General features: G+C 28.0%; 21 protein-coding genes. 9 read left to right on the top strand and 12 right to left on the bottom strand.

Annotation, left to right across the window (positions count from 1 at the left end):
- Positions 1-23 precede the first annotated feature (23 nt).
- Genes bvRMA01_RS04270 through bvRMA01_RS04260 form a run of 3 tightly spaced genes read left to right on the top strand, consistent with a single transcriptional unit; the run spans position 24 to position 6,141 of the window.
- The gene (locus bvRMA01_RS04270; RefSeq protein WP_247032371.1) at positions 24-2,180 is read left to right on the top strand and encodes an AAA family ATPase; all 2,157 of its coding nucleotides are present in this window, start codon (positions 24-26) and stop codon (positions 2,178-2,180) included.
- Positions 2,165-5,299 carry an isoleucine--tRNA ligase gene (gene ileS, locus bvRMA01_RS04265; protein WP_247032369.1) on the top strand — a complete coding sequence of 1,045 codons (3,135 nt, stop codon included), beginning with the start codon at positions 2,165-2,167 and terminating at the stop codon, positions 5,297-5,299. The genes bvRMA01_RS04270 and ileS overlap by 16 nt, the downstream gene beginning before the upstream one ends.
- Positions 5,287-6,141 (top strand): hypothetical protein, encoded by an 855-nt coding sequence (locus tag bvRMA01_RS04260; RefSeq protein ID WP_247032367.1) that lies wholly within the window; start codon positions 5,287-5,289, stop codon positions 6,139-6,141. The genes ileS and bvRMA01_RS04260 overlap by 13 nt, the downstream gene beginning before the upstream one ends.
- Before the next feature lie 120 nt (positions 6,142-6,261).
- Here the strand turns inward: bvRMA01_RS04260 and bvRMA01_RS04255 are convergent, their stop codons facing one another.
- From bvRMA01_RS04255 to sbcD, 4 genes are read right to left on the bottom strand one after another with little or no spacing between them, the layout of a single operon-like run.
- A complete protein-coding gene (locus tag bvRMA01_RS04255) occupies positions 6,262-6,888 on the bottom strand; it encodes a copper homeostasis protein CutC (RefSeq protein ID WP_247032365.1) in 627 nt (208 codons plus the stop codon).
- On the bottom strand, positions 6,889-7,827 hold the full coding sequence (locus tag bvRMA01_RS04250) for an ROK family protein (protein WP_041178541.1): 939 nt from the start codon (positions 7,825-7,827) through the stop codon (positions 6,889-6,891). It lies immediately after the preceding gene.
- Positions 7,828-7,874: 47 nt separating this feature from the next.
- Positions 7,875-10,724 (bottom strand): AAA family ATPase, encoded by a 2,850-nt coding sequence (locus bvRMA01_RS04245; protein WP_247032426.1) that lies wholly within the window; start codon positions 10,722-10,724, stop codon positions 7,875-7,877.
- A complete protein-coding gene (gene sbcD / locus bvRMA01_RS04240; protein WP_247032363.1) occupies positions 10,711-11,943 on the bottom strand; it encodes an exonuclease subunit SbcD in 1,233 nt (410 codons plus the stop codon). Before sbcD ends, bvRMA01_RS04245 begins: the two co-directional genes overlap by 14 nt.
- Positions 11,944-12,018: 75 nt before the next feature.
- On the opposite strand from sbcD, the gene topA reads away from it, so the two are divergent.
- The 5 genes from topA to bvRMA01_RS04215 all read left to right on the top strand — a co-directional run bounded on the left by topA (position 12,019) and on the right by bvRMA01_RS04215 (position 20,040).
- A complete protein-coding gene (gene topA / locus bvRMA01_RS04235) occupies positions 12,019-14,556 on the top strand; it encodes a type I DNA topoisomerase (protein WP_247032361.1) in 2,538 nt (845 codons plus the stop codon).
- A 3-nt stretch (positions 14,557-14,559) separates the two neighbouring features.
- Positions 14,560-17,046, top strand: coding sequence for a helicase-related protein (locus tag bvRMA01_RS04230; protein ID WP_247032359.1), 2,487 nt, complete (start codon positions 14,560-14,562; stop codon positions 17,044-17,046).
- A 145-nt stretch (positions 17,047-17,191) separates the two neighbouring features.
- A complete protein-coding gene (locus bvRMA01_RS04225; protein WP_349642999.1) occupies positions 17,192-18,631 on the top strand; it encodes a PTS transporter subunit EIIC in 1,440 nt (479 codons plus the stop codon).
- A gap of 103 nt (positions 18,632-18,734) precedes the next feature.
- Complete coding sequence (locus tag bvRMA01_RS04220) at positions 18,735-19,259, top strand: hypothetical protein (protein WP_247032357.1); 525 nt, start codon at positions 18,735-18,737, stop codon at positions 19,257-19,259.
- Between the two features lie 133 nt (positions 19,260-19,392).
- Complete coding sequence (locus tag bvRMA01_RS04215) at positions 19,393-20,040, top strand: phosphodiester glycosidase family protein (protein ID WP_418214859.1); 648 nt, start codon at positions 19,393-19,395, stop codon at positions 20,038-20,040.
- Here the strand turns inward: bvRMA01_RS04215 and bvRMA01_RS04210 are convergent.
- Positions 20,033-20,581 (bottom strand): TDE1717 family outer membrane beta-barrel protein, encoded by a 549-nt coding sequence (locus bvRMA01_RS04210; protein WP_011772757.1) that lies wholly within the window; start codon positions 20,579-20,581, stop codon positions 20,033-20,035. The genes bvRMA01_RS04215 and bvRMA01_RS04210 overlap by 8 nt on opposite strands.
- Before the next feature lie 78 nt (positions 20,582-20,659).
- On the opposite strand from bvRMA01_RS04210, the gene bvRMA01_RS04205 reads away from it, so the two are divergent.
- Positions 20,660-21,019, top strand: coding sequence for a hypothetical protein (locus tag bvRMA01_RS04205; protein WP_247032352.1), 360 nt, complete (start codon positions 20,660-20,662; stop codon positions 21,017-21,019).
- Between the two features lie 175 nt (positions 21,020-21,194).
- On the opposite strand, the gene miaA is transcribed toward bvRMA01_RS04205, so the two are convergent.
- From miaA to bvRMA01_RS04170, 7 genes are read right to left on the bottom strand one after another with little or no spacing between them, the layout of a single operon-like run.
- A complete protein-coding gene (gene miaA / locus bvRMA01_RS04200) occupies positions 21,195-22,097 on the bottom strand; it encodes a tRNA (adenosine(37)-N6)-dimethylallyltransferase MiaA (protein ID WP_247032350.1) in 903 nt (300 codons plus the stop codon).
- Complete coding sequence (locus bvRMA01_RS04195) at positions 22,084-22,281, bottom strand: DNA-directed RNA polymerase subunit omega (RefSeq protein WP_011772754.1); 198 nt, start codon at positions 22,279-22,281, stop codon at positions 22,084-22,086. The genes miaA and bvRMA01_RS04195 overlap by 14 nt, the downstream gene beginning before the upstream one ends.
- Before the next feature lie 24 nt (positions 22,282-22,305).
- A complete protein-coding gene (gene cmk, locus bvRMA01_RS04190) occupies positions 22,306-22,845 on the bottom strand; it encodes a (d)CMP kinase (RefSeq protein ID WP_011772753.1) in 540 nt (179 codons plus the stop codon).
- Positions 22,842-23,708: a YicC/YloC family endoribonuclease gene (locus bvRMA01_RS04185; protein WP_247032348.1), complete on the bottom strand. Its 867-nt coding sequence runs from the start codon at positions 23,706-23,708 to the stop codon at positions 22,842-22,844. Before bvRMA01_RS04185 ends, cmk begins: the two co-directional genes overlap by 4 nt.
- A gap of 11 nt (positions 23,709-23,719) precedes the next feature.
- A complete protein-coding gene (gene murC, locus bvRMA01_RS04180; protein WP_247032424.1) occupies positions 23,720-25,126 on the bottom strand; it encodes a UDP-N-acetylmuramate--L-alanine ligase in 1,407 nt (468 codons plus the stop codon).
- Positions 25,116-26,060, bottom strand: a complete 945-nt coding sequence (locus bvRMA01_RS04175) for a hypothetical protein (RefSeq protein WP_041178539.1) — start codon at positions 26,058-26,060, stop codon at positions 25,116-25,118. Before bvRMA01_RS04175 ends, murC begins: the two co-directional genes overlap by 11 nt.
- A complete protein-coding gene (locus bvRMA01_RS04170) occupies positions 26,038-27,000 on the bottom strand; it encodes an RluA family pseudouridine synthase (protein ID WP_247032346.1) in 963 nt (320 codons plus the stop codon). The genes bvRMA01_RS04175 and bvRMA01_RS04170 overlap by 23 nt, the downstream gene beginning before the upstream one ends.

Raw genomic sequence — 27,000 nt, 5'->3', positions numbered from 1 at the left:
AAGTTTCAATTTGGCATTTATTAATGTCTATATTAGTTTGTCCAAAAAAATCTGAGATAAAAAAAATAGATACCAAAACTTTAAAAAATATCAAACAAGATACATTATGTGAAATAGAAAAGTTAGAAAAAGTTTTAATTGGTACTAATGAAATTATAATTCCAAAGATAAACAGAGAAATTTTCATTCTTATTGAACAAACAAAAAAAGAATTTAAGTCTAAAACTTCAATAGGTATAAAAGAGATTTTTTATCAAATCTTAAAAACGAAAAAACTTCTCAAGAAATATAAACTTAATAAGTTAAGCTTCAACTTTAATGAAGAAAATATGATAGCAAGTATAGACAAAATAAGGTTAATTGAAACATACAAAGAATTCGAAGATGAAATAAGACTTACAAATGACTATTTTGAAATTGATAAATACGTTAAAAACTTGACAACACTTGCAAAAGAAAAAAAACTCAATCCTTTAATCGGTCGTGAAAAAGAAATTCAATCACTAATAAACATACTTGAGAGACGAAACAAAAATAGCACAATTTTAATAGGAGAACCTGGTGTTGGCAAAACGGCAATTGTTGAAGGCCTTGCCATCAAAATTGCAAATAAAGAAATAAAGAACCAACTACAAAACAAAGTAATACTACAAATTGACACTTCTGACTTAGTCTCAGGAACAAAATATAGAGGAGAATTCGAAGAAAGATTAAATAACATAATTAAATCCATTAAAAACAATAAAGACATAATAATATTTATAGATGAAATACACACTCTAATAGGAGCTGGAAACTCTGAAGGCTCTATTGACGCAGCAAATATTTTAAAACCCGTTTTGTCTCGCTCTGCAATACAAATAATAGGTGCAACAACTTATGATGAATATAGAAAACATATTTCTAAAGATAAAGCATTTACTAGAAGATTTCAAACAATATCGATCAAAGAACCTGATGAAAAAGAAACTCTCAATATAATTAATAACATAATAAAAAACTTTGAAGATTATCACGGTGTCACTTATGAAAAAGAAGCCATAGAAAATGTTATTAAGATATCATCACAATATCTAATTAACAAAAGATTTCCCGATAAAGCAATTGATCTAATTGATATTGCCGGGGCTCAAAAAAAGCAAAAAGAAACAAATAAAAAAATAATCAATGTAGAAGATATTAAAAACGCAACAGATGAACTATTAAATATTAAGATAAAATCTAACATCAAAGAAGAAATTGATACGCTTAAAACAGAAACAAGACACATAAAAGAAAAAATAATTGGGCAAGAATGTGCTATAAATGAAATAATTATAGAAATGGTCAAAACAAAACTCGAAATCAATAATAATACGCAACCTTTAACATCAATATTGCTCATAGGTTCAAGCGGAAGCGGAAAGACAATGATAGCAAAAACAATATCAAGCATCATTATTGAAGATCAAAACTCAATACTAAAGCTAGACATGTCAGACTATAGAGAAGAAACTTCCATATCAAAATTAATAGGAACGAATCCAGGATATACAGGCTATGCTGACGGTGGCATTTTAACAAACAGATTAAAACATAATCCTAGAGCCTTCATTATACTTGAAAATATCGAACATGCTCATAATTCTGTGCTTACTATCATAGAACAAATACTTGAGCACGGAGAACTAATTAGTAGTAAAGAAGACAAAATATCCTTTAAAAACACCATTATTGTTTTAAGTACATCTATTGGTACCAAAACACTACTTGGAAAGGGAAGTATTGGATTTAATAAAACAGACAATAATATAAATATCAAAAACGAAATCAACAATGAGCTTAAAACAAGATTCAAATCATCACTATTAGACAAAATACAAAAAAAAATAATTCTTAATATCTTAAAAGAAGAAGACCTCAGCCTAATTTATAACAACTATTGCAAAGAACTCACTAAAAAATTTAGACTAAAGAATATTCAAATAGAGATTGATGACAATCTTAAAAATCATATAATCAACAAATATTATGACAAAAATTCCGGAGCAAGAAGCATTTTAAATGCAATAAAAGAACAAATAGAAGAAAAAATTATCAATCAAATATTCAAAAATCCCAATATTAATTTAATAAAAATATATTTAGACCAAAATAATATAAAAATTAAACAAAAGGAAATCTTATGTTCAAGAAAGTAGAAAGCAAAGTAAATTTCCCTAAAATAGAAGAGAGAATATTAAAATTTTGGAATGACAATAAAATTTTCGAAAAATCAATACAACAAAGAGAAGGTTGTGAAGAATTTACATTCTATGATGGACCGCCATTTGCAACAGGACTTCCACACTTTGGACACTTCGTTCCAAATACAATTAAAGATATCATTCCAAGATATAAAACAATGAAAGGCAAACAGGTTAAGAGATATTTTGGATGGGATACTCATGGCTTACCCGTAGAATATGAAGTAGAAAAATCCTTAAAAATCTCTGGCAGATACGAAATAGAAAAATATGGAATTGATAAATTTAATAAAGAATGTAGGAAAATAGTTCTTAGATACACAAAAGAATGGCAAAAAACAATTTCAAGATTAGGCAGATGGATCGACTTTGAAAACAATTACAAAACAATGGATACAACCTTCATGGAATCTGTATGGTGGGTATTCCAAACACTTTACAATAAAGGTTTAATTTATGAAAGCTACTATGTACTACCATATTCTCCGAAACTTGCAACTCCTCTCTCAAACTTTGAGGTTAATCTCGGTGAATATAAGGAAATTCATGATCCATCACTAACTATAAAATTTAAAATCAAAGATAAAAATGAATACTTACTCGCATGGACAACAACTCCTTGGACACTACCTACAAATCTTGGAATTGCTGTCGGCAAAGATATAGATTACTCTAAAATATTTGATAAGGAAAAAGATGAAACATTTATAATCGGCACAAAAAGGTTAAATCACTACTATAAAGATGAAAAAGCATATACAGTAATAGAACAATTTAAAGGTGAGTATATTAAAGGAATAGAATATGAACCCATATTTAACTATTTCCTAAACCAACGGGATAAAGGGGCTTTCAAGATTCATACAACAGAATATGTCACAACTGATGATGGAACCGGAATAGTACATATCGCACCCTTTGGAGAAGAAGACTATAACATACTTAAAAATAATACAAAAACCGACATGATAACACCTATAGATGCCGAGTGCAGATTTACAAACGAAGTAAAAGATTTTGAAGGACTATTTGTTAAAGATGCAGATAATAAAATAATAGAAAAATTAAAATCAATGAACCTTTTATTCAAACGAGAAAACTTTCTACATAGATATCCATTTTGCTACAGAACAAATTCACCTCTAATTTACAGACCCATAAGCTCATGGTTTGTAAATATTGAAGCAATAAAAGAAAAACTCATAAAATCAAATGAGCAAATAAACTGGATGCCCTCACACTTAAAAAAAGGACGATTTGGCAAATGGCTAGAAAATGCACGAGATTGGGCAATAAGCAGAAACAGATTTTGGGGAAATCCAATACCAGTTTGGATATGTTCAAAGACAGGAAACAAAATATGTATAGGATCCAAAGAAGAACTTGAGAGACTTTCAGGACAAAAGGTGAATGACTTACATAAAGATAAAGTTGATAAAATTACTTGGCCCAGTGAATATGGTGGTGTATATGTTCGAACAAGTGAAGTTTTAGACTGCTGGTTTGAATCTGGTTCCATGCCCTACGCAAGTAAGCATTATCCATTTAAAGATAAAGATAACTTCCATAATATTTTCCCTGCTGATTTCATTGCAGAAGGTCTAGACCAAACAAGAGGATGGTTTTATACATTAACAATCCTAGGAACTGCACTTTTTGAAAACACAGCGTTTAAGAATGTAATAGTTAATGGACTAGTATTATCTAGTGATGGAAGAAAAATGTCAAAATCACTTAGAAATTACACAGATCCAATGGAAGTAATAAACACATTTGGAGCTGATGCTTTAAGGCTTTACCTAGTAATGAGTCCCGTGATAAGAGCTGATGATTTAAAGTATAGCGATGACGGGGTTAAAGATGTTTTAAAAAATATTATAATCCCTATCTGGAATGCTTACTCATTTTTCATAACTTATGCAATAATTGACAAATTTGAACCTAATAATAATATAAATCTACACAAAACTAATATCCTTGATAAATGGATAGTTAGCGAAATCGAAAGTCTAAAAAAAATATTAAATGAAGAAATAGATAAATATAATTTAACAAAATCAATAGAAGAACTTCTTGCATTTATCGACAAACTAAATAATTGGTATATCAGAAGATCAAGAAGAAGGTTTTGGAAATCTGAGAATGATAATGATAAAATCGATGCCCATGAAACGCTATATTATGTAATAAAAAACTTAATGTTGATGCTTGCACCATTTATCCCGTTCTTAACAGAAGAAATTTATCAAAATCTAAAGACCAAAGATGAAAAAGAATCAATCCATCTAAACAAATACCCACAAGCAATTGAAAAATTTATTAACATAGATCTTGAAGAAAAAATGAACTTTATAAGAAAAGTTGTTTCAATTGCAAGAGCACTCAGAGCATCACATAATATCAAAATACGGAAACCCATAAGTACAATCTATGTTGTTACCAAGGATCAAAAAGAACAACAAATACTAAATGAAATGAAAGAAATAATACTTGAAGAAATTAACGCAAAAGAAATAAAAATCAAATCCAATGAAGAAGAACTTGTAACTTACAAAGCAAAAGCAAACTTTAGAGAACTTGGAAGTAAACTTGGAGTAAATATGAAAGTAGGATCATTAGAAATAATGAAACTAACAAACGAAGATATATTAAAAATAATAAATGGTAACAAACATATAATTAAAATCAATGAAAATACATATAATATTACGCTAAAAGATATAATCTTAGAAAGACATGAAAGAGAAAATTTAAAAATAATAAATGAAGATTCTGTCACAATTGGATTAGATGCACTAATAACAGAAGAATTATATTTAGAAGGACTCTCAAGAGAACTTATAAGAAAAGTACAAAATTTAAGAAAAGAAAATAATTTCAATGTTAGTGACAGAATAATACTATACATAGATAACAGTGATATATTGAAGAAAATAACAAATCAATTTGAAAGCTATATTAAAACGGAAACCTTAACACTCAAAATAGAAATTAATAAAGAAAAGGCATTAACAAAAGTAGAACTTGACGATGCAATATTCATAAAGATAGGTATCAAAAGATGGTCAAACTAATTATCAAAATTTTCATGGCTATCCTTTTTATAGGATGTGAAACTTTAAATTACTGTCCACCTAAGAACAACATCTCTTCAATTATGTTGTTAGACCCATCATCAGACATATACGCTTACATAAATCTATCTAAAAACAGATTCATCTACAATGAACTCAAATTCAAATACAAAATCGGACTTAACACTGTTGGTAACTTATACTTAAGTTACACAAAAGATCCAGAAACTTTCTCAGTAATAATAACAGGAAATTTCCCCAAAAATATCTTTTGGGGAATACAAAATAACTCAAATTTTGAATCCTATGGAAACATATTTATAAAACCAAAATGGAAAATAAAAAATTCAAATATATATATCACTCCCACTAAAAATAAAAAAGGAATTCTAATAAATCAAAAAGATTTAACTCAGAAAAGTGAAAATATAATAACAACAAAATATATTGACATACTTGATCAAAATGAAATATTCTTTTGGATAAAGGATATAGCTAAACTAATGCCAAATAACATAAAGAAAATAAATCGTATTCCCTTCAACAAGGGAATATTCATTGCAAACAGTGAAAATGACCAGGATTATAATTTACAAGCTTACTTACATACTGATAATCCAGCAATACTATCTATTTTATCAAAGAAACTAATACCAATCCTATTAGCAAGCACGACAAAAATAATAATCTCAAGTCCTATAAAAACTAGAATAAAAGATCAAAATACCGTAGAACTTAAATTTAATGTTAACAAGATAAGCATCAAAGAATTTATAACAAGTTTAATACTAACTAAAGACAAAAAATCCCAAGTATCTGAATCAAATAGACCATACTATTAATAAAATAAAAGGCAAAATCAACATGTGCAAATTGTTTATTCAAACTTTACTTTAAAACCCCTTCTTATATTAAAATATTCACTTAATTTGACCTTAAATTCATACAAAAAACGATAAGCCTTAAGATGAACTTAAATTACCAACAATCAACCTCCCATGATAAGCTTTCGCACCTAGAATAGTATCAATAGCATCAACATTATCCTTACTAACTTTACCTGCAACAACAATTTCTAATTTTTCTCCAGCCATCAATATTAAATCCTGAATGATCATAAGTGAATCTTCCGCTTTAAATCCTCCTCCTGAAGTCAATATTCTATGAACACCAATATCTAAAAGATTAGCCACAGAAGATCTAATATCACAAGTCTCATCAACTGCTTTATGAAAAGTAACTTTTAAAGGGTAAGATAAACTTAGCAAGTCTTTAGTTCTATCTATGTCAATTTCACAATCATCCTTTAAAATTCCAAAAACTACACCTTCCACTCCAAGACTCTTGCAAAGCTCAATATCTTCCTTCATAGCTTGAAATTCTAAATTAGAATACACAAATCCCCCACATCTTGGTCTAATCATTACAACAATAGGAACGTCCAACCTTTCTTTTAAAACTTTTATGGCGCCATAAGAAGGCGTAGTTCCTCCACAAGTCGTATTCTCACAAAGCTCAATTCTATCAGCACCAAGCTTAATAGCATTTAAAGCCTCTAACATATTAAAAACACATGCTTTTCTTATCATCTAAACACTTAAATTACATAACAATTTATTTTCAACAAAATAATGATATAATGCTCCAATTTTACCAGAATCATTATTAAATTTAGTTGTTTCCACTCTAACAAGTTTCTTGATATCATTATTATAAATATGAGCCAATTCTAAAGACCATAAATTTTCTAATTTATCATATATTCTACTTATTAAATCCGATCGTGAACTTATTCCGCCTCCAATTAAGATTTTTTCAGGATTTAAAATAAAAGTTAAATTAAAAATTCCAAATGATAAAGTTTCAAAAAAATGCTCGATTTCATTCCTAGCATGTATATTGCCACTATCGGCAAGCTCAAAAACATATTCTCCAGAAACTTCTTCAAATTTCATTTCCAAACGCTCAGCAACCCTTCTCCTTAAGGCCGCAACAGAAGCCATAGATTCCCATCTACAATTAAAAGGAATATTATTTCCAAGCCCTCTGGTTATCATAAACCCAATTTCACCAGACATAAAAGAATATCCCCTCAAAAGTTTTCCATTCATAAATATTCCAGCACCAATGCCTGTTCCAAGAGTCAACGCAACAAAATCATCAGAATGAATAGCATTACCTTTAAATTTTTCTGCTAAAGCCACACAATTAGCATCATTTTCAATCTCAACATTCACCCCTGTTAAGGCTTCAAGCCTTTCTTTTAAAGGATAATTAGTAAATCCTTTAATAGCATTCACTCTAATTACAATGCCCTTAGGATCAACAAACCCAGGCATGCAAATTGCAACACCTTTAATATTTTCTTCTCTTTTATAAGAATTAATTACATTGACTAAAATACCAACTTGCTCATCAGGAGTAGTACCTGATTTAACTTCATGTTTATCAAGAAAATTACCGCCACTATCTACAAGAGAATATTTAGTATTAGTACCTCCAACATCAATTGAAACATAACGTTCCATACAAATCTCCATATTTTAAAATATTCAGGTAATTATACAATAAAAAATTAAAAACTCTCTATAGTAATCTTAGAAACTGTTGAAATTTTACTTATAACTATCTGGGTCTTAATCTCTTCCTTCAAATAAGAAACATGAGATATTATACCAATTTGACGCCCATCAACACGCTGCAAATCAGAAATCTTTGGAATAACCATTTTTAAAGTATCCTCATCAAGACTCCCAAATCCCTCATCAAGAAAAAATGCTTCTATTTTAAGATCACTATCTCTTATCATGTCTGAGAGAGCTAGAGAAAGCGATAAAGATACAAGAAACTTCTCACCACCAGATAAAGTTTTAACACTACGAGTCATATTCCCATCTTTTTTGCTTTTAACTAGAAAATTAAAATCTTTACTATTTATATCAATTTCAAGCTCAAAATCAGGCAGAATAATATTTAAATACTTTTTATTTGATATACTTAAAATCTCATCAATCAAAAAACTCTGAACATAATACTTTAAACTAGGAGAAGTAGTAACAACTTTTTTCAAAATTTCCAATTTATCATTACGCTCATTCACACTACTTAATTCATTCTTAATATTCTCTAAATTAATCTCATGTGCATTAAGTTCTGCTTTAAGAACCTGCAAGCTTGAAAAATTTGCCTCATACTTACTAATATCCTTAGAGAGAACCTCAATCTGAGATATAAAATTGGATTTCAACTTTATAAAATGCTCTAAACTATTCTTACTAGGGTTTAAAGAATCAAATGAAAAAATAGGATCCTTAGCACAAAAAACACCTTTAATTGATCTTTTCAAATCAACAAAACTAGAAGTAAACTTAGCAAGTTCATCTTTAAGCTCCATTTTAAAACCTAATATGGTTTGTTTCATAATCTCAATTTGACTCTCAAGTTTAAGTTTTTCATTACTTATATTATCAAGACACAAATTCAATTTAATATGATCATTTTCTATGTCTCTTTTAGACCTTAAAAATTTTTCAAACTCTCTCTCAATTAAAGCAAACTCACTTAGACTTATCTTTAAATTAACATTAAATAATAAATTTTTTATCTTACCTAAATTTTCTTTAATTTCCATTTCCTTTAAAGAAATTTTGGAATTTAAATCATTGAACATTAATTTTAAAGCTGCAATTTCCTTAAGTTTACCTTCAAAAATCAAAATCTTATCCTTATTAGAATAATCTATATATTTTCGAAATAAATTTTGACCAATTCTTTTTAAAATTTCTGCATTATTTTTCTTAAAATTTAAGACACAACCCTCCCATTTAATTTTACTTTCTTTATTATGCAAGATAGCAACTTTAAGAATATCTAACTCAGATTGCAAAACTTGAAGCTTTGAATTCAATTTCAATAGCTCATTTAAACTACTGATTTTTAATTTTTCTTTTCTTTGATATACTTTATATGCATCTTCATGATGTTTAAGATCCTCTATATCTTTCTCAACAGACTGTCTATTGTTATTAAGATGTTCTAAAAAATTTCTATATAAATCAATTTTAATATTTATCTCAATAGCTTGTGATAAACCACTATCATTTGACTTTAACAACAAGTCTAATCCATTTTTATATCTCAATATTAATTCTTCATAAAACCCCTTTAATAACTTTAATGCCTCATAATAAACATACTTATCAAAATCAAATGATATTTTTTCTGAATTAATACTTTTGATTTCGACGTTTTTTCTCTTCTGTTCTACTGATAATTTTTTTCTTTGAGTTTCCAATTGCTTCTCTTTTATAAGTAATCTATCATAAGCTTCCTCATCAAAATTCATCTCACATAAAATAACATTCTCATAATATAATTCTTTTACATAATCAAAATTAAAATTGTCTAAATCCAAATATTTCAATTCTTCTAAGTCCCTTTGAATACTTAAAAGCTCTAACGAGAACCGATTTTTATCATTTAATAGTTCGCTTTGCCTTTGTACAAAATTTTTTAAATCCAAAAAATCATTAGAATTATAAAACTTAAGCTTTTCATCTAATTCTGATTTAATCTTTTTCTGCAAAAAATACTCACGATTTAACTTATTTCTGAACACAACTTTAGAAGATAATTCCAATTTTAAATCATCTATCCTATGTTGAATATCTAAATAATTTTGATTGAACTTTATTATTTTTTCACAAATAACTATCAACTTATAAACATTGTCAAGATTTTCTCTTAAAATTTCTACATTAATTAAATTCAAAGATTCAGTCAATTCATTTATTTTTTTTTTATTAATGTTCAGTCTGTTTCTTTCTTCCGTATCTAAAAATACTAATCTTTCTTTATTGAATTTTGTAAGTTCTAATTCTTTCTTTAAAAAAATTTCTATATCATCATACTTTTTTAAATTAAAAATATTGTCAATTATTGCTGTTTTATTTTTTGGCTTTGAAGTTAAAAACTCCTGAAAATTACCTTGAGGCAAAATAACAGTTTGACAAAACTGTTCAAAATCCAACCTACAAAGACTCTTTATATAAGACAAAACAGCATCTTTATTCTCAATCAAACTCCCATCACTAAAACAAGTAAGTACCATATTTTTTGGTGTTTCTTTTTGTCTTGTATTAAGTTCAATAAATGACTCATAAACTTTTCCAGAAACAGTGAAAGTAAGTTTAACATAAGCACTATCAAAACCTTTTGAAATTGAATCTGAAATATTTTTATCAAGTCTATAAACTCGTGCATAAAGAGCAAGAGTAATACAATCCAAAATTGTACTCTTGCCAGCTCCAGTATTCCCAGAAATCAAAAAAATTCCCGACTTTTTTAAAACAGAAACATCGAAATTTATCTCATATTCACCTTTATAAGAAGCAATGTTCTTAAATACTAACTTATTTATCCTCATATTCGCCTGCTCTTCCCTTAAGTAATACTTCTTCAAAAAGAGCAATAAGTTCTTCTTCCCTAAATTTATTTCCTCTCCTAAAACCATTCTTAATATCTTTTTTTAATTTCTCCTGGAAAAAATACTTCTCATCCCTACTTAGTACTTCATCTCTACTAAGCAACATTCGTCCTTCTTTTAAGGACTCTTCTTCTGAATCTATGCAATGATAATAAATATCAAATATATTGATTAAACTTGACTTTGCAAAATCATAAATCTGTTCTTCAAATTCCGCAGCCACTTTCTCATTAAGCTCGATTTTTAAGTAACACAGATAAGAAATCTCATTCTTAATCTTATGCAAATCATTCATAATCTCATTAAAAGAGCCTTGTAAAAAGTACAATTTACCAAATACAGGAAGTAAAACCTTATTTTGTTCAACTAATTTACTTTCACTAAAAAACAAGACATTCACATATTTTTTAATATCTTCATCAAATGAATACTGAATTGGTGAACCTGAATAAACTACATTATCTTTTAACTTTTTAAAATTATGAATATGTCCAAGTGCAACATAAGAAAAATTATTGCCAAAAACACTCACAGGTAAAATAGGACTATTTCCAATACTACCAACTACACTACTACTAGAAAAAAAAGAATGTGCAATCAATATTCTAGGAATATGAAGATACTGCTCATCAAGGGACCCAATAACATTTGATATTTGATCTTTATAAGCTTTTTCAAGGTTTTCAAGAAAGACATCGTTATGTAGTTCTATATTTTTACAATCTTGATCCACAATAAGTCTTTCATTAATATAAGGCATGCAGACAATAATAAACTTAATATCACCACGGTCTTCTAAAAACACCACTTGACTAGAAAGTTCATTTCCAGTAACTAAAAAAAAATTAAACTTTGAGAGTATTTTTTTATTAATATTAAAATAAGCTCTTTTATCATGATTTCCAGTAATAACTACACACCATTTACAAGGAGTAAAAGATAATTCGTAAAAAAAATCATTTATTAATTTTTGTTCTTCAAGTCCAGGCCTCTTTGAATCATAAACATCACCAGCAATAAGTAAAAGATCAATTTTTTCATTTTTAATAAATCCCAATAAAAAACTTAAAAACTTCTGTTGCTCACCAATCCTAGAAAAATATCCAATTTTTTTACCAATATGCCAATCAGACGTATGTAAAACTCTATAAGTACTCATAAATACCGCACTATTTTTATTGAAAAATTACAACAATTTATACATTATGTTATATTATATATATATAAGGGTTTTATGCAACAAAGAAAATTAATAATAGTAGAATCACCAACAAAAGCAATAACGATAAAGAAATATCTTGATAACTCATTCTTAGTAGAAGCCTGCATAGGACATATAAGAGATTTGCCAAACAGTGCTAAAGAAATACCTGAAGAGTACAAAAAATTTGAATGGGCAACACTCTCTATAGATCATCAAAATGACTTTAAACCACTCTACATTATCCCAAACAACAAAAAAACAGTAATTGAAAAACTCAAAAACCTCATCAAAGAGAAAGATGAAATCTATCTTGCCACTGACCAAGATAGAGAAGGTGAAACAATAGCATTCCATTTAAAGGAAGTATTACAAATTAAAAATTATAAAAGAATGGTATTTCATGAAATTACAAAAAGTGCAATAATCGATTCACTAAATAATACAAGAGAAATTAATATGAATCTCGTTAATGCCGGGGAGACAAGAAGAATACTAGATAGACTTTATGGATATACTATCTCTCCTCTACTTTGGAAAAAAATTGCTTACGGACTCTCTGCCGGCAGAGTACAATCCGTTGGACTTCAATTAATCATAGAAAAAGAAATGACAAGAATAAATTTTAAGAAAGCCAATTATTATTCCATTACACTTGAATGCAAACACAACAAAAATGATATACAGATTAAAACAATACTTGAAAAGATTAAGAACAAAAATGTAGCTGAAAGCAAAGACTTTGTAAACGATACAGGGGCTTTACACGATCCTGACAAAACAATTGTAATAGACAAAACATTAATGAATATGCTCACAAAAGAGTTAAATAACACAAAAGAGATCGAGGTAATTTCAATTGAAACAAAAGAAATAAAACAAGCTCCTCCTAAACCATTCATCACATCTTCTCTTCAACAAGAAGTAAACAGACGATTAAAAATAGGAACCAAACAAATTATGAATTACGCACAAAAACTGTATGAGAACGGATACATAACTTATATAAGAACAGATTCTTATCACATTGCCAAGACCGCAAGAGAAAAAATAAAAACTATTATAAAACAAAAATATGGTGAAGAATATATAGAAACAAATGACAGATTATATGCCAAAGCTAAAATGGCTCAAGATGCACATGAAGCTATAAGACCTTCTGAACTCTTTACTTCTCCTGAACAAATACAAATAGAAAGCGAAACTGCCAGAGAAATATATAAAATAATATGGGATAGAACTATTGAATCCGTAATGAAAGACGCAAGAAAAAAAATTATTAAAATAACATTGAAGTATGAAAATTTAACCTTTAAAACAAGTTTCACAACAATCATTTTTGATGGCTTTCTAAAAAACAGTAAAGAGCCTTATGAAAACAGTATCATAGATTTTTCCCTCATAAAAGAAGGTGATAAATTTGTAATCTTAGACGTAAATCCAGAAGAGCATGAAACAAAACCCCCACTCAGATATACAGAAGCATCACTTGTACAAAAGCTTGAAAAGGAAGGTATAGGACGTCCTTCAACTTATTCTACTATTATCTCAACACTCTTTGAAAGAGAATATATCTTTAAACACAATAACACACTAATTCCAACAATAAAAGGAGCTGCTGTCATAAATCTATTAAAAAAATATTTCCCAGTACTAATTGAACTAAAATTTACATCCCACATGGAAGAAAACCTAGATAAGATCGCAATAGGCACGCTAGACAAAATAAAATATCTAAATAAATTTTATAATGGAGAAGAAGGTCTTAAGAATACAATAAATAAAATAGAACCCATTATTAGCCCTGAAGAATTTAGAATAGTCTATGAATACACTAATAACGAAAAATTTAGTTATAAAGTCAATCTTGGCAAATTTGGTCCTTATTTAATTTTTAATGGAAATAATTACGCGATTAATGTAACAACACCATTAGAAAACTTATACAAAGAAGATGAAATAAAAAAAATAATATCAGAAAAAGAAATACAACCCAATATATTAGGAATTGATCCTGAAACAGGACTTAATGTCATATATAAAAACTCAAAATATGGAGGAATTGTCCAACTTGGAGAGGACATTTATGCTCCACAAGAATTCACAAAAACAGGTAAACCCAAAAAACCTAAAATAATAAAAGCTAAAAAAATGTCAACAAAAAACATAGAACATGAAAATATAACCCTAGAACTTGCTCTCAAATTACTCTCACTTCCAAAAATAATTGGCGAATATCCAAAAACTCATGAAAAAATAATTGCTACAACAGGGGTTTTTGGAGATTATATTAAAACTGAAAACAACAGTATAATATGCCCATTAAAAAAAGACATAAAAGCATACGAAATAACACTAGAAGAATCAATTAAACTGTTAGACGCAAAACTAGAAAAAAACGGAATTATTGTAAAAATAATACCACTAGCAAAAAATAAAGTTGGAAATAAAATTTATGTTTACAAACAAAATGATAGATTTTATGCTAAAATTAAGAGGAAAAAGGTTGATTTGCCTACTGATATTGACCTTAATCAAATAGATGCAACTTATATTTTTGGACTAATGTAGGATATGAATGATTTTGAGCTTCCCATTTACAAATATAAAGATGAATTAATTAAAAATCTAAAAACAAACAACATTTTAATAATAGAGAGTCCAACAGGAAGTGGAAAAACAACACAAATACCAAGGATAATATATGAATCAGGACTAACAAAACTTGGGAAAATTGGTGTAACACAACCAAGAAGAATAGCCACAATATCAATAGCAGAATATATTGCAAAACACATTGGGGTCAAACTTGGAGAAGAGGTGGGCTATAAAATAAGATTTCAAGAAGTCACAAGCTCTAAAACAAAGATAAAATTAATGACAGATGGGGTTTTATTACAAGAACTCAAAAAAGACACCCTACTTTATGAATATGACGTAATAATAATAGATGAGGCTCATGAGAGAAGTTTAAACATAGACTTTATACTAGGACTTATTAAAGATATATTAAACAAAAGAGATGATTTTAAAGTTATCATTTCATCTGCCACAATAAATACACAAGTATTTTCAAAATACTTTAACAACGCTCCAATACTTAGCATAGAAACAATTACTTATCCTGTACAAATAATCTATAATCCACCACTACTCAATACATCAAAATCAATGATATTAAAAATAAAAGAAATAATTAGTGGTATAATCAAAGAAAAAAAAGAAGGTGATATCCTTATATTCCTATCTGGAGAGAAAGAAATAAAAGAAACGATAAAAGAAATTTATGAACTGAATTCCAAACAAGAATTAATAATATTACCTTTATATGGTAGGATGGCAAAAGAAGCACAAGAACAAATATTTATGCCTACACCAAAGAATAAAAGAAAAATTATAGTATCAACAAACATTGCAGAAACTTCAATTACAATTGAAAATATCAAGATAGTAATTGATAGCGGAAAAGTCAAAACAAATAGATTTCAGATGAAAACACACACTTACTCACTTCAAGAAGTACCAATTTCAAAATCATCTGCAACACAAAGAGCAGGAAGAGCAGGAAGACTTGCAAAGGGAACATGTTACAGATTATATAAAAGAGATGAATATCAATTAAGAGACGAATATCAAAAGGAAGAAATATACAGAACAGATCTCTCTGAAGTAATCTTAAGAATGGCGGATATTGGAATTAGAAATTTTACAAAATTTGACTTCATTTCAAAACCATCAATTAAATCCATTCAAACAGCAAGTGACATATTAAAATCCTTAGATGCAATAAATGAAAAAAATGAACTTACGGAAATTGGAAAATATATGATCATATTTCCTCTAATACCAATACATTCAAGGGCTTTAGTTGAAGCAATGATAAACTATCAACAAGCAATATACCCAACCACAATTGGACTATCATTTTTATCCACAAGTGGAATTTTCTTACTACCTCAAAACGAAGAAATAGAAGCCAGACAAGCCCATCTAAAATACAAAAATCCACTAGGTGACTTAATAGGATTTATTAACATATTTGAAGATTATAAAAAAGCCACTAATAAAGAAGCCTTTGCTAAAGAAAACTATTTAGACTTACAAGGTCTTGAAGAAATTACTAATGTACAAAGACAACTTGAAAATATTGTAAGTAGCTTCAACATACCAATAGTACACAAACATGAAATTGATCACGAAGGCTACTTAAAATCCATAATGAGAGGTATGAAAGATTATATTTGCTTTAAAACTTCAAAAAATAAATACAAAACAATAAAAGCCCAAAATATAGTAACCCATCCGGGCTCACTTATTAACACAGATTCTGTAAAATATTTCGTAGCAGGAGAAATAATAGAGACAAGTAAAAGATATGCCAGATCAATTGGGGTACTTAAAAAAGAATGGATCAATGATATTCAATTTGAAGAAAATGAACAAAAAAACACTCAACAAGAAAATAAAAAATTAAATAACACCCACAAAAACATAGTAAAAAAAGATAAAAAACATTTATTAGAAAATGAAATAACTATTGGGGGAAAGAAATTTAATACTCACAATGAAAATAAAAATCAATTAACAATTAGCTTAAAGGAAGTTCAAGAATTAATTTCAAAAAGATTAAAAAACTCAGAAGAGAAAGCAATAAGAAATGTACTTGCAAAATTAACACATGAAAATTTAATAATATTCAAAAATAAGCAATTAATAGAAATAATGCGTATAGTAAATGGTATGGAATCAGACTGGTCGCTCATTAAAAAATATGAAAGCGCAAATATCAACATTAATGAAATTGATAAGATGCAAAATATTTTAGAATGCACTATGAATTTCATTAAACATCCCAATAAAAAATCGGTTCTTTTCCTATCACTTAGAAATGACTACTCGAACAATTTTTGGCTCAAACCTCAAAAAAGCTTTATCGTAGCAATCGAGGAATCAATGGATAGCATAAAAATCCTGATCGATAATCAAGACAATATTAAAAAACTTGATCCTATCAAAAAAACAGTAAATAAAGTTTATAAAAAACTAAACTTCTTTTTTTAAAAATTCATAAATCACATTTAAGATTGTAAAATAAACATTAACAAATAAAAAAATAAATAAATTAACGTTATTTAAACTAGAATCATATTTAAAGTTAATATAAACTGTAACTAATAAAAAACATATAAATTAATGGGGGGTAAATATGAATAATTTAATGAAAAATATACAAAATCTAGGAAAAGCTGTACAAACTCCTGCAGCCGTTTTACCAATTGCTGGTCTTTTACTTGGTTTTGGATACCTCATAATAGAAACTACAGAACCTTCTAACATGCTTAGACAAATTGGCAAATTAATGGAACAATCAGGCAGTGCCATTTTTGGGAATTTACCCATACTATTTGCAATCGGAACTGGAATGGGACTATCTAAAAATAATAAAGCAGCCGCAGCACTTGGAGGGGCCGTAGGATACCTAATTCTAAATGCAGGACTATCGACATTTACAATAATGATTAATGAAAAATCAGAACCTGTTAACATGTCCGTTTTGGGAGGTATTATTACAGGTATAAGTTCAGCCATGCTCAGCGATAGAATAGTAAACTATAAAATACCACAATTTTTAGGTTTTTTTTCAGGGCAAAGACTAGTACCAATAGCTAATGGATTATTGTCTGCAATACTTGCTATAATATTTGCTTTCCTATGGGCACCTCTACAAATAACTATTAATCAAATTGGAAACTGGATGATAGAAGCTGGTAATTTAGGAGTATTTGTATTTGGCTTCTTAAATAGACTTCTCATAATAACAGGCCTACATCAGCTTTTAAACACTTTGGTATATTTTGTATTCGGAAAATATACCACAAATGACGGCAACATAATCCAAGGAGAAATCACAAGATATTTAAATGGAGATCCAAATGCTGGCGCATTTACATCAGGGATGTATCCAGTAATGCTGTTTGGACTACCAGGTGCTGCTCTTGCAATGTACTTAACATCAAAAAAAGAAAGAAGAAAAGAAGTAGGTGGTATTTTACTCTCTGCATCACTCACCTCATTTTTAACAGGAATTACAGAACCAATAGAATACACATTCATGTTAATAGCACCTTTCCTTTATCTAATACATGCGATCTTAACTGGAATATCATTAGTAATTACTAATATACTTGAAATACGCATAGCATTTTCACTCTCCGCAGGAATAATAGATTACTTCTTAATGTTTCCAAAATCAACAAATGCTTTACTAATACTACCAATAGGACTTATAATTGGAACTGTATACTTCACCATTTTCATAACACTAATCAAAACATTTAAAATTCAAACACCTGGTCGTGAAGACAATACTAAACAGCAAACAATTTCTAATAATGATTCTAAGCGATCTCAAAACGAAAATTTTGAGAAAATTATTCAAGCTCTTGGAGGAATCGATAATATAACAAATATTGATTCATGTTTTACACGATTAAGAGTAGATGTCAAGTCTTCCTTATTAGTAAATAAAGATTTAATGAACCAGCTTGGAGCTACTGGAACAATCATTACATTAGGAAATCAAGTGCAAGTAATATTCGGTGCAAAATCTGAACAAATTTCAAATTATATAAAATCTAAAACTTAAATCATAAAGAATAAGAATAAAGAAATAAGAATAAGAATAAAGAAATAAAATTTTTTCTTCTTATTTTCACTAAAAAAGTGTATAATACCTTAAATAAAATTACATGAACCTAACACAATCTAAAATATTGCTGATCTTGTCATTAATAACTCCTTTTGTTCTAACATATGGTACAGACAAAGAAAATTTGGAAAAATTAAATAAATTATACATGCTATACGACTTAAATAACAATTTACCAAAAGAACTCGAAACAATAAATGCAATCAAGAATCTAAATTCAGAGTACTATTATCTACTTATGGCCAAATATTTACTTAAAATAAAGAAATATGAAGAAGCTAATAATTTTTTAAAAAAAATACAAGAGTCTAAAGATAAAAACATAAAAAACGAAATTTTGTTACTAAAACTTAGAATCAATGAAGAAAACATAAGCAAGGACGAAATCAATGATATCTTAAATGATATCTTACATAAACATAAAGAGTTAGATATTAAAATAATTTATCAATTATATAATATTGCAAGAATAAAAAATGACAAAATTTCTTTAAAGATAAAAAATATAATCTTAAACAACTATCCTAAGAGCATTTATTCTTATAAAATAAAGAGAAATGAATAAAAAATTTTTAAGCGTAATAATATTAATTTTGACAGTAAGCGTCTTATCAGCACAAAAACCACTCAATCCAGAAGACGTGGAAATGAGATATGAAATCATTAAAGGTTCTTTTAAAGAAAGTAATTACGTAATTATCAAGATTAAAAACAAAAATTTAAAGTTCATAATCTCAAAGCCTATTTATGATACAAAAACTAATAATTATTACTTTAATGGCCAAACAACAAGTCAATTTTTACTTTCTAACAAGGTAGATATTGCTATTAACACTAGTCCATATGAGATTAAAGACAATATATTCTACCCTAACGGTTTATACATATATGATAAAAAAATAATCTTCAATGCAAAAAAAAATCAAGGAATAATTATAATCAAGAACAATCAAATAATATTAAATCCCAAGCAAGATGAAATCAAAAATTCTGACTATGGTTTTAGCGGCTTCTTTCCTTTAATCAAAAATGGAAAATACACCAAAAATTTTAAAGAAAATAAACATCCAAGAACAATAATAGGTAGTGATAAAGGAAACAAACACCTATATCTAATAACGGTAGAAGGAAGAGGTGCTAATAATAGCAAAGGGATCTCGTTAAATGAAGCAATAGATCTATCATTAAGTTATGGTATTAACAACTCTATTAATCTAGATGGAGGTGGTTCAAGCACACTTGTAACAAAATCCAACAACTCTGCTTATAAACTTAATGCTACATCTAACCTTTTTGGACAAGAGAGAATAGTCCCTTTTCACTTAGGAATAAAACTGCCTAACTGAGAAATTTCCAACCAATATTAATTCCAATAGTAACCTCCGTTGTGAGAGAAGAAAAATTCTTTACAGCAAGAGAAGTAGGTGAAATTGAAAGCATAAATAAAGGTCTAATATAGAGTCCTTTAACTTCGGGAACGAAAAAATCCGTAGCAAATCCCAAAGACAAAAACACCAAATTTTGTCTCTTAGCACTTAAATCAAGTGTATATTTAATCCCAAGAAGGGGGAATAATGTCCTAACATATTCCTTAAAAACAATCGGATAAATTCCATAAAGCCCAAAAGCAAAATACCTACTATGATGACTAGATAAAAAAGCATCTTTATAAGAGATATCCAAAATAACATAATTAGCATCAAAGAATAAACTTAGATTTACTCCATTATCCACTCTACTATAATTTTTTATAGACTTACTTATATCACTTTTGCTAGTATAATTAGTAAATTGATAAGCAAATCCCCCTCCAAAAGATAATGGATACGCGAATATTAAAGCACTTGAAGGAAAAAATAAAAATAATAAAAAAATATATTTTTTCATTGATAATCCTTACACTTTCTAAAGAAACATTATATTATTATATATAACTGTATATCAAGTAACATATATAATAAAATTATGAAAATAAAATTACTATATTTAATCTCCATAATGTTTTTAACATGCAGCAAAAAATTAGAAACTCCTTTAATAAACGAATTCAACTTACCCAAAAGCAGTATCTTAGGATTTTCAAGAAAAGTAGGAATCATAACAAAAAATTATGCTATTTTAAACAATGTAACTAAAACGGATAATACTAACTATAATTACCTAACAATAATTAGAAAAGGCGAAATAGTAAAAATTGAAAAAATAATGCAAAATACAGAACAACATGGAATTAAAGGCAAATGGATACTAGCAACCTACAAAGGAAAAAAAGGGTATATCTTTAATAAAGACATAAATATAATAGATAATATAATTATTGAATAAACTAAATTAAGTAAACTAATAATATAAAAATGTTAGCTAGCAAAAAACCAACTAACATTTTTATTACTTGTTTTTCTTTTTATGTCTATTCTTTCTTCTCTTTTTTTTTCGCTTATGAGTAGATATTTTTTGTAATTTTCTTTTTCTTCCGCAAGGCACTCCTCATATCTCCTTATTAAACAAAAATTAAATCCAAAATGTCTCTTAAATCATCATCTGGATGAAACCACAAAACATTAAAAATTTTATCAAAAAAAGTCATCTGCCTTTTTACATATAAAAATGAATTTTTAACTATTAAATCTATTATATCATTTAACATAGAATAAGGTCTACTCTTCCACAACAAAAATTCACGATACCCTATTCCTTTAAAAGCCGGTGTTGTCTCATCGTATCCTTTCCCTAATAAACTCTTAATCTCTTCAAGCAATCCACAATCAATCATATTCCCTACCCTAGATATTATTCTAGACCTCATCTCTTCCATAGGCCTTTTCAGACCAATAGCTAAAACATCCTCAATCATCTGACCTTTTTTTAAAAATTGACTAATCGGAATACCTGTTTGATAATAAACTTCAAGCGATCTTCTAATTCTATAAATATCATTTTCACCGATTGACTCATATCTTTCAAAGTCCACTCTCTTAAGTTCCTCTAAGAGATAATCCTTCCCCCTTGTAGTAAAAAGACTATTTACATAAAATCTTATTTCAGAAGAAACAGGCGGTGTGCTGGGCAATCCATATTGTAAATGCTTAAAATAAAAAGCCGACCCACCTACAAATACAGGAAGTTTGTCTTGATCTCTTAAATTCTTTATTATCTTGCTTGCTTCTTTATAAAAAACTCCAAGATTATATTCTTCAATCGGTTCCAAAAAATCCACTAAATGATGTTTTATATGAGACCTCAATTCAACACTAGGCTTACAAGAAGCAATATCAAACTCTTTATAAACTTGAATAGAATCAACATTAATTACTTCAGCTATACCTTTTGGGAAATTGAATAAAATATCACTTTTACCTACAGCCGTAGGACCAAAAATAAAAACTATTTTATTTTTCTTCAATTGAATACGTAAATCGACCTGTTACAATATCATTAAAAGCCTGACTCACTACTCTCTCATCAGAAATAACATGTTCTGCTAAAGAAATTTGATCAATAATCTGATCTGTACGAACTATCACTGCCATAACAAGTTCATAATAATTGCCATCAAAATCTTGTATCTCTTTTAAAGGTATTTTCATTTCTCTAAAACCTCCTTAATTTATTTACTTAATATATAAGCCCCTCTTCTCTATCTCATCCTTTATCAATTCAAAAACTTTATTTGCAGACTTATCAGTTGTATCAACTATAAAATCAGCTACATCTAAATAATTATCAATATCTATATTATATACAGATAAATATCTCTTTGAATCATTAGAATCTCTATTGAAAGTGCTCCTCAAAATATCGGAATACATACCACCTTCTCTGTTTATTATTCTCTCTGCCCGAATTTCTATCTTAGCATAAAGATATATCTTTAAATCGGCATTTTTTGCAAGCCAAATTGCAAGACGAGATGCAAGCACTGTATTATCCTCTTTTGAAAGCTCCAATAATTTACTATCAAGATATTCATCCCAATAATGATCATTTCTACCAATGATTTCTTTCTCATAAAACGTATCAAAGGACATATTCTTCTCTCTAGCAATATCATGAAAAGTATAATTAATAAGCTTTAGACCATAATGCTTTGCAAGCATTCCACTAATAGTTGTATTACCACAACCACTCTTGCTAGAAACAGCTATTCTCATTCAATATTCCTTAGATGTTCTTTTATTTTCTCTAAATTTAATTTCATGTTTAAAACTAAATTTCTAATATCAAGATCAATGGCTTTGTTGCTCATTGTTGTAACCTCTCTATGCATTTCCTGAACAATAAACTCTAAAATCTTGCCACATACTTCATTTTCAAGACTTTGATAAAAACTATCTATATGTGAATATAATCTTACTATTTCCTCATTAATATCTAATCGAATTGACATTTTAGCAGCCTCTTCTGCAATATTAATATCACTAAAATCATCCATTAACTTTAACAAATTTTCCTTAAGATTTAAGAAAAGTTTATTATTTATACTACTCTGAGATCCCTTTAACAATTCTAAATCATTCCGTATTAACATAAGAATTGAAATTATATCTTGTTTAGTATTCTCACCCTCAAAAGTTCTACTTTTATCATAATTTAATAAAGTCTCTTCTAAAACTTCCTTAAAAGCATGATAAATCATTTCTTGATTAACATCACCCTCATCAACAATTAAAGCCCCTCTTAGAGATAAAAAATCACTAAGACTCAATTCATCCTTAATGTTTAAATTACTATGTAATAATCTATCTCTAAGATTAGCAATAGCTTCAATATAATGAGGATTTAAACTAAAATTAATATTGGGAACCATTTCCTTATACCCTACATTTAAAAAAACATTTCCCCTTTTAACATAATTTGAAATTAAATTCCTTATCTCAAGCTCATAAGCATATAAAACTTCAGGTAATTTAAATTTAAATTCTAAAAACCTACCATTATAAGACTTTAAGTTAACACTAAACATATAATTTGAAACAACTCTTTCTAAGTGAAAAAATCCAGTCATACTTTTCATTCAAAATACCCTTACAAAAAACCATGTAAAATAAAATTATTACCAGCTCCCATTGTAACAAATAAATCATTGCTCTTTAATAAACCCTTTATAAAATCAACAGCATCGACTACTTCCTTAAAAAAATAAACATTCTGATTTAAATCTTTAAGAGCCAGAAACAGTTCTTTAGAAAGTTTATTAGGATTAAAATCTTCTCTAACCGAAAGATATATATTATGCAAAATCAACACATCAACATTACTTAAAACTTTAACGAACTCACCAAAAAGAACTTTTGTCCTTGTAAAGGTATGTGGCATAAAATCTAAAATAATACGCCTACCTTTATAAAAAGTCTTCAATCCCAAAAGAGTACTTCCAATTTCCTTTGGATGATGAGCATAATCATCAAGATATATAACTCCATCCTTTTCCATGATAAATTCCATCCTTCTTTTTATGCCCATGTACTCTTTAGCCATCATCTTTATCCGATCATCAAAGCTCCAAACCAATTTTTTATGTTCTTCAAAAAATAACTTTACCGCCAAAAGTGATAATGCAAAATTTAAAACATTATGCATCAAAGGAGACCTTAGTCTAATATCAATACCCCCCAAGAAATCAAACTTTAAAAACTCGTCTATCAACTCAAAACGTTCAATCTTAAAATCAGCTAAAGAATTAAATCCAACACTAAACACTTTAATATCTTTTCTTAAAATTCTATTTTTAATTTTAAGCAAATTAACTTCATCGGCATTTATTATTAATATTCCATTTTTCTTTAAATTATTAATATACTGCAAGAAAACATTCTCAACTGCTTCATAATTTTCAAAAAAATCAACATGCTCATAATCGATATTAGTTAAAACAATCATATTCGGTGAAAAGTGTAAAAAATGATTCCTATACTCACAGGTCTCTGCAATAAATATGTTGCTTTGACCAACAAGACTAGATTTATCTCCAAAATCTTTAACACTAGCACCTAATATTACATTAGGCTGTAATCCCAGACTATTAAACAATAGACCCAAGAATGCTGCTGTAGTAGTTTTGCCATGAGAACCTGCAACTCCAATACTATAATACTTTTTAGAAATCTTTCCAATAAATTCAGGATAAGATAAAATAGGAATGCCAAGTTCACGCGCTTCTAACAAAACAGATAAATTATCCTTATCATAAGCCGGTGAATATATTAAAATATCATATGATTTATTATGAACTTTGAGTGAAAACTCATAAATATTTTCATAATAAGTTATATTATTGCTAATTAATATATCTTCTGTATGAAATTTTAAAGGAACATCGACACCTTCTACAAAATACCCCTTAGCATTAAAAAAACAAGCAAGTGAACAAAGTCCAGAGCCCTTAATGCCTACAAAAAAAATATTACTTAAATTATCCAAGTCAACATTCATCATTCTTTTCCAAATCACCTTTTTGATCATAGAATTTATGTATAATAACATCAATACCAGATATATTAATTACCGTATATTTTAGTACGTTTTCAATAATATAATTTCTAAGCATTTCCGCATCATTAAGTAAATTATTTTCAAGTGGAATATCTAAGAAAAGCTTAAAAGAATAACTGCCCTGATTTTTTTTAATCTTCAAATTATAGACAATATAATTTTCATTATATTCAGAAACACAATGTTCAATAATTTGTCTTACAGCATTTTTGGAAACAGATAAAATGCCACCTTCTTCATGAAAATGAGGCTTTACAATAGAACGAATATAGTTTCTTTTTTTTGATAAAAATCCTTTACTTTTAAAAAAAACTCGTATTGAATCTAATAATAAATTAGGCTTAATAGACGTTATCTCAAAGGCAGCTGCTGGAACAACATGTTCGCCCATTTGTCTTGAAATTCTTGCCTTTTCTATTTCCCTTTTAGTAGAAATATCTGTTATATAAATAATTTTAGAAGAACTAGGCAATAAAAGTCTAGAAGTTATTTTATCTATCATTCGAATACTTGTTCCCAATATTAATATTTTATTGAAATTTTCTCTACGCAAAGCTTCAACAATTTCGTTTCTATGAGCATCATCTTCAAAAATAGAACGTCTTATTGCATCAAACATATTATTCTCGAACTTAGCAGAACTCCCAGCAATAATTTTCATATTTTTTATTAAAACACCATCATCAATTATCAAAGGAATAGAATATTTATCTGCTATCAAATGGGATCTAAAACTTTTTCCAGTACCAGCAACACCCACTAAAGAATAAACCTTAATTTTTACAAACTTATGTTTAATAGCAATTGAAATGCCCTTAACTGTACCCAAGACATTTTTAAATGTGCTCTTATTAAATAAATCCCTTAAAATCATATACACCAAAAATATTACTTATCTGTTTTAAAAAATCTGAACTAGGTTCAACAAAAAATTCATTTCTTAAAAATAATGACTGGTCAAATTTTATCAAAAAAGAATGTAAAAAGTAATTGGTTTTTACAAATTGAGAATCATATTTCTTATCATTAATCAAGGCATGTTTATTAAACGCACATTGTGCTCTTATTTGATGTGTAAATCCCGTCTTAATTAACACCTCCGCAAGTGTTGAAGACTTAGACACTAAAATTGGTTTAATATCAGTTACAGCATTACATTTATCTATATCATTGATAACAAAAGTTTTTCTTGCAATCTTATCTCGATATAAAAAATTTTTATAAGTCAAAGGTTTTGTAATCACACCATCAAGTAAAGCCAGATACTTTTTAATAACAACACCACTACTAAATGCCTGACTTAAAATCCTTGCAGAATTTATATTCTTTGCAAAAATAATAAGTCCTGAGGTATTTCTATCTAATCTATGCACAGCTGAGGGTTTAAAACTAAGAGAGCCAAGACTTTCATCTAAAAGATAAGCATTAATCAAAGTATCAAGTGAATATTTATCCCCATGAACCAAAATTCCTCTCCTCTTATTAATTACAAGCAAATCCGCATCCTCATATACTATTCTTTTCTTTATATCTCTTAATATAGCAACCTCATCTTTGACTGTTACCCTGTTTAAACTCAAACCCTGAAGTAAAGGTTTATACAAATAAATTTTATCATCCTTAAAAATTCTATGCGAAAAAGAAACCTTTAAATTATTTAAAAGAACATCTCCATTTCTAATATGCCTGATTATTTTAGATTTAGGGAATTTTAAAAACTTTATCAACACTGCATCAAGTCTTTTACCATCGTCATTCTTTAGAACATCAATAACACTATATTTACCAACATTCCTAACATTTAAAGACAACAT

The organism is Borrelia venezuelensis (assembly GCF_023035835.1).
GTDB classification, from domain to species: domain Bacteria; phylum Spirochaetota; class Spirochaetia; order Borreliales; family Borreliaceae; genus Borrelia; species Borrelia turicatae.
The sequence above is the reverse complement of the archived record's forward strand: the minus strand, read 5'-3'. Positions and strand labels throughout refer to the sequence as shown.